Here is a 13,183-nt window from a genome sequence, read left to right on the forward strand (position 1 = left end):
CCCGGGCACTCGGTCCCGCCGGCGTTCCCCTCGCGCTGTGTACACCGTGCATCTGAGTGATCACGCAACGTCATGGAGGCTCAAGGCAAAACGGGGGAGTCAGCCTTTCCGTTGCGGTGGATGCAAGGCTTTTACACAACAACTCGGAGGCATTCTTGCTGATTCGAGCCGAACAGCATGAAGCGTTGGAGTATTTACTGGACCTGTTCGAGGGACTGTCCTGCGGGAACGGTCGGGTGGTCCTCGTCAGCGGAACCCTGGGAAGTGGTAAGACCCAACTTCTGCACGATTTATCGGCGCTGGCGGCAAAAGAAGGAGCACTGGTCCTCCAGGCGACCGGTTCGCGGGCGGAACGGGATCTCCCCATGGGGGTCATCGAGCAGCTGCTGCGCTGCGCCGAACTGCCGAACGAACTCGCCGCGGAAATATCCGCCCTGGTCGCGGAGGCGTTCGACGACCACCTGAGCCCCGACCACCGGTTCGAACGGCCGCAGGCCGTCGAGAACGAGACCATCCGCCGGCTCTGCAACGTCCTCCTGGGCGCCTGCGAGGGCCGGTCCGTGGTGGTCGGCATCGACGACGTGCACTTCGCGGACACCGCCTCGCTCCAGGCGCTGCTCTACCTCCAGCGCCGCATGCGCCCCCAGCGCATGCTCATGGTGCTCAACGAGTGGGACCGGCCGCAGCCCACGCTGCCGCTGTTCCGCGCCGAGGTGACCCGCGCGCCGCACAGCAGGGTCCAGCTCAAGCCGATGTCCGAACACACCGTCCGCACCATCCTGGAGCGGACCCCGGACCACGCGATCGCGCCGCAACTCGCCCCGGCCGTCCACCGGCTGAGCGGGGGCAACCCGATCCTGGTCCACGCCCTGATCGAGGACAACCACCTCGAAGCCGCCCACGACCGGGCCCGGCCCGACGACCTGCCGCGCGTCGGCCGGTCCTTCGAAATGGCCGTCCTGGCCTGCCTCTACCGCTGGGAACCGCAGATCCTCGCGGTCGCCAGCGGCATGGCCGTCCTGCGCGAGCACGCCTCCCCGGCGCTGCTCGGCCGGCTGCTCGACCTCGACCAGCGGTGCGTCGGGCACGCGTTGGAGATCCTCACCAACGCCGGCCTGACCGCCGGCGACGAGTTCCGTCACCCGAACGTCGCGGCCGCCGTCCTCGCCTCGCTCTCGCGCACCGAGCAGACCACGCTGTACACCCGGGCGACGAAGCTCCGGCGCGACCTGGGCATGGCCACCACGGTCATCGCCGCCCAGATCGTCGCCGCGGGCGAGGCCGACGGCGACTGGACCGTACCGATCCTCACCGACGCCGCGGAGCAGGAGCTGGCCGAGGGGAAGACCTCGACCGCGCACCTCTACCTCAACCTGGCGCTGGCCGCGGCCAACGACGACCAGCACCTGGCCACCCTGCGCACGTACGTCCACTCCACCTGGCAGACCAACCCCAGCGCGGTCGCCCCGCACACCAGCGCGCTGCGCGAGGCCCTGGTGGAGGGCAAGCTCACCGGCAAGGACGTCGTCGCACTGATCCGGGCGCTGCTGTGGCGGGGAGACCTCACCACCGTGTCCACCGTCCTCGCGGAGGCGAAGCGCTCGCACCTCACCCTCGGGCACGAGGACGGCGTCGAACTCCTGCATGTCTTCCACTGGTTCTTCGGCCCGTCCTTCACCCGGTCCTGGAACCTCGACGAGCTCTGCGGCACCGGGGTCGGGGGCGCCTGCCTGCCCGCGGCCGCGGAGGCGATCGGGGTCTTCTCCCGGGTCTGGGCCCGGGGCGGCGACGCGGAGAGCGCCTCGCACGCCGAACGCGTCCTGTCCTCCTGCCGGGTGGACGGGATGCCGCTGGAAGCGATCACCACCGCGATCCTCGCCCTCGCCGACGGGGACCAGCCCGGCCGGGCCCTGCTCTGGTGCGACGAGCTGATCGGCCACGCCACCCGTCGGGGTGCGACCACCTGGCTGGCCCAGCTCAAGGCGGCCCGGGCCGACGTGTGCCTGCGCGACGGGGATCCCGAGGCCGCCGCCGAACTCGCCTCGGACGCACTGTCGTTGGCGGGCGAGGAGAACTGGGGGGTGTCGATCGGCTATCCGCTGTCGGTGCTCATCCAGGCCCACCTCGCGCTGGGCCGGACGGACGACGCCGCCAAGGAGGCCGGCCGGGAGGTCCCGAGCGCCATGTTCGAGACCGTGATGGGCATCCGCTACCTGCACGCCCGCGGCCGGCTCGCCCTGGCGGCCGGTCGGACCACGGAGGCGCTCGACGACCTCCGGACCTGCGCCCGCCGGCTCAGGGTCTGGCAACTGGACATCCCCGCCCTGATCCCGCTGACCGCCAGCCTGGTCGAGGCCACCTTCCAGGCCGGCGACCCGGTCGCCGCCCGGAATCTGGCGGCCGGTCAGCTGCGGGAACCGTCCCTGGACGACCGCACCCGCGGCGCCCTGCTCCGGATCCTGGCCGACCACGACGGGGGCCGGGACAAGCCCGACCTGCTGCAGGAGGCCGTCGACCGCCTGCGGACGCCCGGCGACCGGCTCGAACCGGCCCGGGCGGAGGCGGGGTCCCAGCGGATCCGGGCCGGATTCGCCCCGGCCGTGGAACACGGGCGGTCCGGCGGCGACGGGTTCGGGCCCGACGAGGAACCGCGCGCGGACGGGACGCCACGCAACGGCGCGGACCCGCTCACCGACGCCGGGCTCGGGGACTGCGGCGACCGCCGCCCGGCCGAGGACGGCCCGCGCGAGGACGACGAGCCGGCGCTCCCGCTGGGACCGCCCCCGGCGACCACCCCGGGCGGGGCGGTGGGCTCGCTGCTCACCGGCCTCAGCCGGGCCGAGCTCCGGGTGGCGAAACTGGCGGCCGAGGGCGACAGCAACCGGGAGATCAGCGACAAGCTCTGGATTACCGTCAGCACGGTGGAGCAGCACCTGACGCGCATCTACCGCAAGCTGAGCCTGAGCGGCCGGGCCGGCCTGGCGAGCCTGCTCCGCTCGGAGCTGCTCCCGGGCGAGGTCGCCGTCTTCCGCGACGTACCCGGCGGCCCCGCCGACCGGGTCGGGCCCGAAGTCGGCTTCCACGCCGTGGAGATGGCATGCCGCGCCGCCTCCTCGGCGGATGCGCTGAAGGCCGTCGGCAACGCGGCCGGCCTGGGCGCCGACGGAGTCGCCGTCGGCTGACACCTGCCGGGGCGGTGCCACCGAGCGGATCGGTGGCACCGCCCTCCGCGTCGACGGGGTACGGCGGGACGCTGCCGCCGCTCAGGTGGCGGACAGCTGTCCGCGCACCCACGCGGGGTCGGGGTTGGTGTGCGGCCGGCCGTCCACGACGACCGTCGGCACGGTCTCGTTGCCGTCGTTGGCCGCCCGTACGACCGCCGCCGCCTCCGGGTCGCTCCAGATGTCGACCCAGTGCAGCCGCCGGGCCGACCGGCCGAGCCGAAAGCGCAGCCGCAGGCAGTACGTGCAGCCCGGCCGCCAGTACACCACCGGCCGGCCGTCGGCCGCGCTGCGGCGCTGCGCCTCCGCCGCACCGGGCGACTTCGGGAAGACCAGCGGCGAGTTCACGGCCGCGAGCCCGACGAACGGCACCAGGAACAGGGCGGCCGCCCCGCCGTTCCCGTCGAGGGCCGGGCCGCTCGCGACGGCCGCACCGCCGAGCACCAGCAGCAGCGGCAACATCCACACACGCATCATGGCGCCCCAGGCTATCCGGCCGCTTCCGACCCGTCAGACCCCCGCCGGGGCGGGGCGGCCCGGGCGGGGCGCCTCCGTTGGTGGTCCACCGTCTCGGCGACACGCAGCGCGACATCCTCGGGCGTCTCGTGCTCCCAGAAGCGGAGCACCGTCCAGCCCTCGTCCCGCAGATGCTCCGTCGTCTCGGTGTCGCGCTCGATGTTGCGGCCCAGCTTGGTCCGCCACCATTCGGCGTTGCTCTTGGGGTGCGTGGCGTGCTGCGGGCACCCGTGCCAGAAACAGCCGTCGAGGAAGACCGCCACCTTCGGCCCCGGGAAGAGGATGTCCACCGTACGGCGAGGCATGCCCGGCACCGGCCGCTGGACACGGTAGCGGTACCCACCGGCGTGGAGCAGACGGCGGACGGCCAGTTCCTGGGCGGTGTCCCGCGATGCCTGTCGGCTCATGCGGGCGGAGACGGCGGGTGTGGACGGTACCGGCGACATAGTGCCATTCTCGTCCACCGGTCCGACAGTCGTGCGCGGCCCGGGAGAGGCCGGTCGCCCGCCGCCGTCCCTCGGCCTCCCCGCTCGCCGTTCCCCCGGGCCATTCCGTTCGACCGAACGGCGCCCGAACGGCGCCCGGGGCGGCGGGCGGGCGACCGGCGTCAGGCGAGGTCGCGCACCCGGCGGATCGAACCGGCCAGCAGGATCGCCGGGCCGGCCAGGCTGCACACCGCCAGCAGGAGCAGCGCCGTGCGCGGGCCCCAGGCCGTGGAGGCGGCCCCGGCCAGGACCGCGCCGACCGGGATGGCGCCCCAGGAGACGAACCGGACGGTGGCCATCACTCTGGGGAGCAGCTCCGGCGGGGTGTGGGTCTGCCGGTGGGTGCGGGTGACGATGCTGGTGACCACCACTCCCGCCGAGAAGCCCGCGTTGCCGACGGCGAACACGAGCGCCGCCCAGCCGGAGCCGGCCGCCGGGAGCAGGAAGGTGAAGAGGGCGGCGATCAGCGCCGCCCTCCGCAGGGCGCCGCCGCTGCCGATCCGGGAGACCACCCGGGGTGTGAGGGCGGCGCCGATCAGGCTGCCCAGGCCGCCGGTGGCCATCAGGGCGCCGACGGCGGCGGCCGGCGCGTCGAGGGTGTCGACCAGGAACACCGGGGTGAGTGTCATCAGCCCGCCGGCGACGAAGTTGACCGCGGTGGCGTCGGCGGCGCACGGCCCGATCACCGGGTGCCGGGTGACGAAGTGCCAGCCCTCGCGGATCTGTTCCCGCATCCCCGCGCCGGCCGGGCGGGCGACGGCGGACCGTTCCGCACGGGGCAGGCTGCGCAGCAGGGCCGCCGAGACCAGGTAGCTGACCGCGTCCAGCACCATCGCGGCCGCGCCGCCGACGAGTTGGACCAGCACACCGCCGAGCGAGGGGCCGGCCAGCTCGGTCGCGGCGCTGCTGCCGGAGAGCAGGCTGTTGCGGGCGGTCAGCTCCTCCCTGGGGACGATGGAGGGCAGGAAGGTGGAGTTGCCGACGTCGAAGACCACGCTCGCCAGCCCGACCAGCAGCGCGACCGCCACCAGGTGCGGCAGGCCGAGGCCGCCCAGCGCGGCCGCCACCGGAACCGAGGCCACGGCCAGCCCGCGCACCAGGTCCATCACCACCTGGGTGCCGCGCAGCGGGAGCCGGTGGACCAGGACGCCGGCCGGCAGCCCGACCAGCAGCCACCCCAGGTACCCGGCACCGGTGATCAGGCCGACCTGCCAGGCCGTCGCGTGCAGGGTGAGCACGGCGATCAAGGGCAGGGCGACACTGGTCACTTGGTCCCCGAGCCGGCTGACCAGCGATCCCGTCCAGTAGCGCCAGAACACTCCTGCCGAAGTCCGGCGTCGCGCCTCGTGCTCCGCTCCCCGGTCCGCCGCGACCGCTGTCCGCGTCGTCACATTCACCATCGGGCCCACCCCTTCTGTCGCAACCTGTCCACCGCACCGGACTGGGCATCAGCCGCCGCGTCCTCACCGAGCGCCTCAAGGCGCTGATCGCCGCCGGGGCGCCGGAGAAGCGGCCCGCCGCGTGCACGGCCCGACCGGCCACCGGCTGCCCGAGCCGGAACTCCCAGCCGCCACAGGCGAGTCGACCGACCCCGCGACGCCCGGCTCCACGGCGTCAGCACCCAACGCCCGGACCAGCTGTGCGCGTTCGCCGAGCACGCCCGCATCCCCTTCCCGCTGGTCTCCGGCGCCGAAATCCGGCCGACCGCCGCGCTGCGCCTGCCCACTGTCCGGGCAGCGGACGTCGACCGGCTCAAGCGGCTCACCCTCGTACTGGACGCCACCCGCACTGTCCGCGGGGTCCTCTGTCCGGTGGTCGACCCGGCGGGATCGGTCGAGGACGCCCTCGCCCCGATCGACGGGCTCGCACCACATTGATGGCAGGCCGCAACGGCCCGCCCCGACGCACCGGGCGTCCGCACAGCCGCCCGGGTCCTGACGTGCCCCTGCCCAACTCAACCGACGCCCACACCCCGGGGGGCGAAACGCGCCACGGCCGCACCACGGCGCCCCGGCCGGTCGCCCCGGCCCCGCTCCGGTCGGCTCCCGGCCGCCTCCACCGGAGGGCTACCCGCAGGACTACCCGGAGGGCTCGCTTCCAGATTGTGACGTGCCCCTGTCTAGTTCGTTCCCGTCCTGGTGTGGTGGGATGAGGCCTCACGGGGATGAACCGCTGACGGGGGTGGGTACTGGTGCGGAGTGGATGGCTGCGGGAGCTGGACGGGGACGCGGCGCGCCTGACGGCCGTGGGGCTGGTGCGACTGGGGGCACAGGACTGGCTGAGCACGGAAGCCGGGGAACCGGCCTGGATGGGCGGACTGCGGGCGGCCTCGTTCGCCGATGCCTGGCTGGCGTTCGGCGACGGACCCGCGTCCGGGCTGCGGGTGCCCGCGCCGGCGCTCCTGCGGGCCCTGGTGGCCCGGGCCGCGGAGCTGGTGCTGCGCTCCTGCCGGGAGGACGGGCCGGCGGCGCTGGAATGGCTGGGGCAGCGCTCGGCGGAGGCTCGTGAACAGGCGCAGCGCGAGGGCTCCTCGCACCCGGCCGAGCCCTGTGCGCTGACCCTGGTGTGGCACGGCGTACAGGCGCTGACCTCCGAGGACGGGCCGTGCCACGCCCGCCGGATCGAGGAGCGCGGCGAGGCGTACGTACGGGAGCGGCACCGCCGCCAGGACACCCTGGCACTGGTGCTGTGCTGCACCCGGATCGCCGCGGCCGCGCTGGTGGAGCTGTGCGAGGGCGATCCGGAACGGGTCGGCGGGTGGCTGGAGCAGGACGCGGCGCGTTCCATGCCGCGCGGCGGCCGGGTGCCGCTGTGGGTACCGGGCCGGCCCGCCCTGCCGGCCGGCTGAGCGCACCTGCCTCGGTGGGCCCGGCCCGGCGCGCTGAGCCGGGCCGAGCCGGGCCGGGCCCATCAGGGCCGCGAACAGGCCGCTCAGGGCGCCGATCGGGCCGCTCACTGCCCGAACAGGCCCGTCAGGCCGCGTCGAGCAGCCGGGCGACCTCCGTCATGGCCGGTCCCAGCGGCAGGTCGAGCCGGAGCGCGGCGAGTTCGTCGCCGCGCGTCGGCCCCTGGTTGACGATCGCGACCGGCAGCCGCGACCGGGCGGCGCGGCGCACGAAGCGCAGCCCGGACAGGACCGCCAGCGAGGAGCCGAGGACCACCAGCGAACTGGCCGCGTCGACCAGTTCGAAGCAGTGCTCGACCCGGGGCAGCGGGACGTTCTCGCCGAAGAAGACCACGTCGGGTTTGAGCACTCCGCCGCAGTCCGTGCAGGCGGCGACCCGGAAGCCGTCCACCACGGGCTGCGGCAGCTGCGCGTCGCCGTCGGGCCGCAGCTCCGCCCCGATCGGCCGGAAGCCGTGGTTGAGCTCCTCCAGCCGCCGGTCCAGCTCGGCCCGGGTGCTGGTGCGGCGACAGTCGAGACAGACCACCCGGCGGAGTCCGCCGTGCAGCTCGACGGCCTCCCGGGTGCCGGCCGCGTGGTGGAGACCGTCCACGTTCTGGGTGATGACCGCCGCGACGTGCCCGGCCCGGCGCAGCCGTTCCACCGCGTGGTGTCCGGCGTTGGGCCGGGCCCCGGCGATCGCGGGCCAGCCGGTGTGGCTGCGGGCCCAGTAGCGGCGCCGGGCGTCGGCGCTGCCGGTGAATTCCTGGTACGTCATCGGGGTGCCGCTGCGGCGGCGGCCGGTGGCGCCGCGGTAGTCGGGGATCCCGGACTCGGTGGACAGGCCCGCCCCGCTGAGCACCACCGTGCCACGCCGCTCCAGCAGCCCTACCAGGGCTTCCAGCCCCTCCCCCGGTGGCACGGCGGCCCGTCCGCCCGGGTGTTCGAACGCGTCCATACCGTCGAGGTTAGACCGAGGACGGCCCCCGGTTCCCCGCGCGGCCGGAGGGATCCTCGGCGGCGCCGGTGGCGAAGGCCGTGATCCGCTCCAGGAGCGGGTTCCAGCCCCGGGTGGTGTCCACGGCCAGGCCGGGGGCGTCCAGCGCGATCGGCGTCCAGGACTCGATCGGCCGCTCGCCGCGCGCGATGCGGCGAAGCTCCGCCGTCGGGAGTCGGGGCTCGGTCCGGTGTCGGGACTCGGCCGGAGGTCGCATCATGACCGGTGAGTCCGCACCGGGCGGCCGCCGCCCGCCACCTCCCCTGCGGATGGCGGACGGCGACCGGCGGGATCGCACCGCCGGAACCTTCCGGAGCCGCCGTTCCAGTGCACCTTCCCTGCGGGAAACCCGGTCGACGCAGAGGTGAACAGGGCCGAACCGCCGCTACAGGAAAGGATGTTGCCGCGCCCGGGCGCGGAGCACGTGGCCGGGGCCGGGGCCGACCACCCACGTCACGGCCGGCGCGCCCAGGCGGAGATCATCGGGGCGGTGGCCAGGTCGAGCCGGCCGCCGGCGACGTTGGCCAGGTGGCGGTCGATCTCCTCGTCCGTCGCGAGCCCTTCCCGCACCAGCAGCCCGCGGATCTGCCGGACCGTCGCGTCCTCCAGGACCGCGCAGGCCGGCGAGGTGATCGGGAAGTAGGCGTCCGCCTGGACGTCGACGAGGCCGGCCTCGCGCAGCGCCCGGGGCAGTGTCCGCCCGTACGCGAGGTCGGCGCCGCGCCCGGCCATCAGGGTGCGGAAGCCCGACCGCAGCCGGTTGGCGAGGCGCTCGTCGGGCCCGGACTCGTCCGGGCAGAGCAGCGGTTGGAGGGCCGGGTCGGCGTCCTCCAGGAGCAGCCGGCCGCCGGGGCGCAGCGCCTGGACCATCCGGCGCAGGGCCTCGGCGCGGTCGGCGACGTGCACCAGGACCAGCCGGGCGTGCACCAGGTCGAAGCCGCCGGGCGGCGGCGGGTCGGCGGCCACGTCGTGGCGCAGCACCTCGATCACGCCGCCGGCGGCGGGGGCGGTCCAGGAGACGTCGATGTCGGTGGCGACCACCGTGCCGGTCGGGCCGACGCGTTCGGCGAGCCCGAGCGGCACCGAGGGGCCGCCCGCGCCGACCTCCCAGCAGCGCATGCCGGGGCCGATCCCGAGGGCGTCGACGTGCCGGAAGGTCACCGGGTCGAACAGCTCGGCGAGGGCGCGGAAGCGGATGCCCGCCTCCGACTGGCGGTTGTCCAGGAGGTAGCCGTGGTCGCTGTCGTGCTCAGCCATGCCGGAATTCTCGCAGGCCGCGGGGCCGCCGGGTGCTCCGGCCCCTCGGGGCGGCGGGGTCGGGTCGGGGAGCGGGCGTTCAACCTGGGTCCCGAGACGGCGAGTTGGGGTTTATTGACGAAAAGTCAGCAAGTTCGTCCCATCGCCTTGACGGCGCACGGACACGGCTGGACCGTAGGGAAACCGGAAACGCCGCGCGCTCCCCGGTCCCCACCGCTCGGGAGCCGCGAGAGGACGTCTTCTCGCGGCTCACCGAGGAAGAGGTTTTCCCATGCGCTTCAGCTCGTCGAACAGGCTGCCATTATAGGGAGACCGCAACTATCAGTCACTAGCGACCTGTTCCTCACCGGGAACCTGGTCACCAACGACCCGCCCCACCACCGCAGGCTGCGTCGGGCCGTCAACTAGTCCTTCACCCCGCGCGCGGTGGCGGGCCTCGCGGAGCGGATCGCGCGGACCACCGGGTCCCTCCTCGACGGGCTTTCCGGAGCGGACACCTTCGACCTGATCGACGCGTTCGCCTACCCGCTGCCGATCATCGTGGTCGCGGAGATGCTCGGCCTGCCGCCCGAGGACGTGCCGATGTACCAGGCGTGGGGCCGACGCGCTGGGCGCGCTGGACGCGGCGACCGTGCCGCCGAAGGTGATGGAGTCCGAAGTCGCCCCGGCCATCAGGGAGATGAACGAGTACATCCTGGGCCACGTGCACCGGCGCCGGCTGAACCCGGCGGACGACATGCTCACCGGGTTGGCCCACGCGGTCGTGGACGGCGAGCCGCTGCGGGACGCCGACCTGATCGGCCTGGTCGGCCTCACCCTGTTCGCCGGACACGCCGCCTCGATGGCGATGATCGGCAACGCTGTCCTCACCTTCGACCGCCACCCCGAGGCGCTGGCCGCTGTGCGCGCGGACCGCGGGCTGCTGCCCGGTGCCATCGAGGAACTGATGCGCCTGTACCCGCCGTTCTCGCGGATGGCGCGGGTGACCACCGCCGAGACCGAGATCCGCGGCCAGCGGATCGGCAAGGACGAGCTGGTCACCCTGTGGGTCGGCGCTGCCAACCGGGACACCGAGCGCTTCACGGACCCCGACCGGTTCGACCTCCACCGCGACAGCGGCGGGCACATCGCCTTCGGGCAGGGCATCCACTTCTGCCTCGGCGCCCCGCTGGCCCGGCTGGAGGTCGGCATCGCGCTCAACGCGCTGTTCGACCGTTACGACGACATCGCCGTGGACCATGCGGCCGGCGTCGAGTTCGAGAATCCGATGCAGATCATCTGCCCCCGGCGGCTGCCGGTCTGGGTGTCCGGCTGACGCCGGCCCCGCAGCCGCCCCGCGCGGCCGTGCGCAACCACGCACCGGGCCGCGCGGGGTGAGCGGGTGGAGGGGCAGGGGTCACGGGTGGCCGGCCGGGGCGTGCCCCCGTGCTCCGGCCGGTCTCCCGGGTCCCCGCCCTTCCACCCGCTCGCAGCTGCCACCACCCGCCTGCGGCCGCCCTCTGGACGCCTCCGCCTCCGGGCACGCCGGCGCCGCCATGGTGAACGCGGCCTCCAGCCCCATCGCGAAGGTGACGCTGACCGCGCCGAACAGCACCGCGGCGCCGACCAGCGCGGCCCGGGCCGGTCTGGCGAAAGGTTGGGCCAGTCCCAGCGACATCGGCCGGGGCAGCGGCAGCCAGCTTGCCAGGCGCTGTGGCGTGCCGTGCTCGGGGGGCGGTGCGCGACCCGCCGGGCGTACTGTTCCCGGACTCCGGCCCGAAGTAGCCTGAGCGAGCTGATTAGACGTCAGATTCGCACATGTTCTGGGGGAATCATGCGCATCGTCATCACCGTTCGGAGCGACGAGCCGGACGGACGCGCCGTCGGGGCGAACGACATCCACGGGCTGCGGCGCTGGCTCGCCGAGACGCCGGCTCTGCGGGGCAGGGTCGGCCGGGACGTGGGTCCCGCTGAGCCCGGAAGCATGGGCGCGGTCACCGAAGCGCTGCTCGCCCTGCTCGAACCCGGGGGTGTGGCCTCGGTCTTCGCCGGAACGGTGGTCGCGTGGGTGCAGACCCGAAGGGGCAGTCACACCATTACCATCACGCGGCCGGACGGCAGCCGGATCAGCCTCTCCACCAGCCATGTGAAGAAGCTGACGCCAGAACAAATCACGCTTCTGACACGTGATTTGGCCGCGGCCCTCGACCCGCCGTCCCCATCCGCGGACTCCGAGGAGGCCAGCACGGGGCCCGCACAGTGACCGTCCGGCCATCCCGGCTGTTCGGACCGGGCGCGCACGCCGTCCTGATCGGCACCGCAGCCCACCGCGCCGGCTCCATCCTGGGACCGCTGCCCGCCGTGGAGACCACGCTCGACGACGTCGAGGCCGCGCTGCGGGACCTCTGCGGCCTAACCGGCGACCGCATCCACCGAGTCTCGCCGTACGCCTCGTCCTCCGACGTGGTCGCGACGGTCGAACGGCTGGTCGATCAGGCCGAGGGCGTGGTGCTGCTGTACTACGCCGGCCACGGCATCCTCGGGCCGAAGGAAGACCTGCACCTCGCCACCTGGGCGCTCACTGCTGGAGCACCACCTCTACCCCGCCTGCCGCAGCCGCCGGATGGGCACCTTCGACCACAAGGTCATCGAGACCTTCATCCAGACCATGGAGCGCAACGGCGTTGGCCTCGCCACTCAGTCCAACGCCTTCGACAAGCTGAAGTCGATCCTCCTCGACGCCCACCGCCTCGGCCTCTATGACGACAACCCGTTCGACGGCGTCAAGCCGCCCCAGTACGACCCGAAGCGCGTGGTCATCCCCCCTCTCTCTCCCAGCTCCAGGGAATACGCACCGCCGGCGACAATGCCTTCCTCGTCATCGCCGACCTGATGAGCGGCTGCGGCCTTCGCAACGGCGAGGCCGCCGCGGTCAGCATCAACAACATCGTCGCCGACGACGTCTACCGCGTCACCGAGCAGGTCAACCAGACCACCAAGGACTACGCCCCGCTCAAGCACCGCAAGGAGGGCGACTACCGCGACATCCCGCTGCCGGCCCGGGTCAAGCTGACAATCGAGTGGAACGCCAACACGTACGGCACCGTCGATGGCTATCTCCTCCGCCACCCCCGGGATCTCAGCAAGCCCTTCCCGCACCACATCCTGAACAACCGCTGGCAGCGCCTCGCCAAGCAGGCTGACGACATCGACGTCCCCGAGGGCATGACGCTCTATGGCCTCCGCCACTTCTTCGCCTCGAACTGCCTCACCCACAACATCCCGATCACCGACGTCGCCGAGCGGATGGGCCACAAGAGCATCGACGTCACCTTCAAGATCTACCGCCACCTCATGCCCGGCTCCATCAGCCGCGCCGCCCAGCTCCTCGACCTCGGCCTCGCCGCCTGAACGAACGAGGAGGGCCTGCCCCAGCGGGGCAGGCCCTCCTCGTCACTCCGGCCGGTCAGGTCACCCAGCCGACATGCGCTGCTGCTTCACCCACGCATGAACGTCGAACATCTTGAACTGCAGCTTCGCGTTCTCCCACTCCCGAACCTGTACGGCACGAGACCCACGCGGGGAGCCCCCCGACGCACCCACGGGACCGACATGTTCAGATACTCCGCAGTCTCCCTGGCGCTCATGAACTCTTGAGCCACCGGACCTCCTCTGCAACGGCTACCGATCTCCGGAGAGGCTCACACGCGAACAGCGGTTTGGCCGAGCCGACGTCCTCTGTTAACCGTCTTACGACCTGGTGCGTGATTGCGGCGGCGATGTGACCAGCAGTGTTACGGGCGGCATCATTTGACGATGTGACGATCAAGTTGAACCATGCGGT

Annotated in this window: 12 protein-coding genes; 6 read left to right on the plus strand and 6 right to left on the minus strand. The window is 73.2% G+C overall.

Going from position 1 to position 13,183, the window contains the following annotated elements:
• The first annotated feature begins 116 nt into the window (after nt 1-116).
• The gene (locus tag ACFVVA_RS39935) at nt 117-3,182 is read left to right on the plus strand and encodes an AAA family ATPase (RefSeq protein ID WP_387695593.1); all 3,066 of its coding nucleotides are present in this window, start codon (nt 117-119) and stop codon (nt 3,180-3,182) included.
• An 81-nt stretch (nt 3,183-3,263) separates the two neighbouring features.
• Here the strand turns inward: ACFVVA_RS39935 and ACFVVA_RS39940 are convergent, their stop codons facing one another.
• From ACFVVA_RS39940 to ACFVVA_RS39950, 3 genes are all read right to left on the minus strand, one after another.
• Nucleotides 3,264-3,698, minus strand: coding sequence for a glutaredoxin domain-containing protein (locus tag ACFVVA_RS39940; protein WP_387695582.1), 435 nt, complete (start codon nt 3,696-3,698; stop codon nt 3,264-3,266).
• A gap of 11 nt (nt 3,699-3,709) precedes the next feature.
• The gene (locus ACFVVA_RS39945; RefSeq protein WP_387695583.1) at nt 3,710-4,144 is read right to left on the minus strand and encodes a very short patch repair endonuclease; all 435 of its coding nucleotides are present in this window, start codon (nt 4,142-4,144) and stop codon (nt 3,710-3,712) included.
• A 200-nt stretch (nt 4,145-4,344) separates the two neighbouring features.
• Nucleotides 4,345-5,622, minus strand: coding sequence for an MFS transporter (locus tag ACFVVA_RS39950; RefSeq protein WP_387695585.1), 1,278 nt, complete (start codon nt 5,620-5,622; stop codon nt 4,345-4,347).
• Between the two features lie 791 nt (nt 5,623-6,413).
• Between ACFVVA_RS39950 and ACFVVA_RS39955 the strand changes: the two genes are divergently transcribed.
• The gene (locus ACFVVA_RS39955) at nt 6,414-7,070 is read left to right on the plus strand and encodes a hypothetical protein (protein ID WP_387695586.1); all 657 of its coding nucleotides are present in this window, start codon (nt 6,414-6,416) and stop codon (nt 7,068-7,070) included.
• A 124-nt stretch (nt 7,071-7,194) separates the two neighbouring features.
• Here the strand turns inward: ACFVVA_RS39955 and ACFVVA_RS39960 are convergent, their stop codons facing one another.
• The 3 genes from ACFVVA_RS39960 to ACFVVA_RS39970 all read right to left on the minus strand — a co-directional run bounded on the left by ACFVVA_RS39960 (nt 7,195) and on the right by ACFVVA_RS39970 (nt 9,360).
• Nucleotides 7,195-8,064, minus strand: a complete 870-nt coding sequence (locus ACFVVA_RS39960; RefSeq protein ID WP_387695587.1) for an NAD-dependent protein deacetylase — start codon at nt 8,062-8,064, stop codon at nt 7,195-7,197.
• A 10-nt stretch (nt 8,065-8,074) separates the two neighbouring features.
• Nucleotides 8,075-8,323, minus strand: a complete 249-nt coding sequence (locus ACFVVA_RS39965) for a hypothetical protein (protein WP_387695588.1) — start codon at nt 8,321-8,323, stop codon at nt 8,075-8,077.
• A 233-nt stretch (nt 8,324-8,556) separates the two neighbouring features.
• Complete coding sequence (locus ACFVVA_RS39970; RefSeq protein ID WP_387695589.1) at nt 8,557-9,360, minus strand: class I SAM-dependent methyltransferase; 804 nt, start codon at nt 9,358-9,360, stop codon at nt 8,557-8,559.
• Between the two features lie 646 nt (nt 9,361-10,006).
• Between ACFVVA_RS39970 and ACFVVA_RS39975 the strand changes: the two genes are divergently transcribed.
• The 4 genes from ACFVVA_RS39975 (at nt 10,007) to ACFVVA_RS39990 (ending at nt 12,750) form a co-directional block, all read left to right on the plus strand.
• On the plus strand, nt 10,007-10,675 hold the full coding sequence (locus tag ACFVVA_RS39975; protein WP_387695595.1) for a cytochrome P450: 669 nt from the start codon (nt 10,007-10,009) through the stop codon (nt 10,673-10,675).
• A gap of 498 nt (nt 10,676-11,173) precedes the next feature.
• Nucleotides 11,174-11,602 carry a hypothetical protein gene (locus ACFVVA_RS39980; RefSeq protein WP_387695590.1) on the plus strand — a complete coding sequence of 143 codons (429 nt, stop codon included), beginning with the start codon at nt 11,174-11,176 and terminating at the stop codon, nt 11,600-11,602.
• A gap of 360 nt (nt 11,603-11,962) precedes the next feature.
• Nucleotides 11,963-12,232 carry a hypothetical protein gene (locus tag ACFVVA_RS39985; protein WP_387695591.1) on the plus strand — a complete coding sequence of 90 codons (270 nt, stop codon included), beginning with the start codon at nt 11,963-11,965 and terminating at the stop codon, nt 12,230-12,232.
• Nucleotides 12,232-12,750: a tyrosine-type recombinase/integrase gene (locus ACFVVA_RS39990; protein WP_387695592.1), complete on the plus strand. Its 519-nt coding sequence runs from the start codon at nt 12,232-12,234 to the stop codon at nt 12,748-12,750. The genes ACFVVA_RS39985 and ACFVVA_RS39990 overlap by 1 nt, the downstream gene beginning before the upstream one ends.
• The last annotated feature ends 433 nt before the right edge of the window (nt 12,751-13,183 follow it).

The sequence above is a fragment of the Kitasatospora sp. NPDC058048 genome, from assembly GCF_042885555.1.
In the GTDB taxonomy this organism is placed as follows: Bacteria; Actinomycetota; Actinomycetes; order Streptomycetales; family Streptomycetaceae; genus Kitasatospora; species Kitasatospora lactacystinica.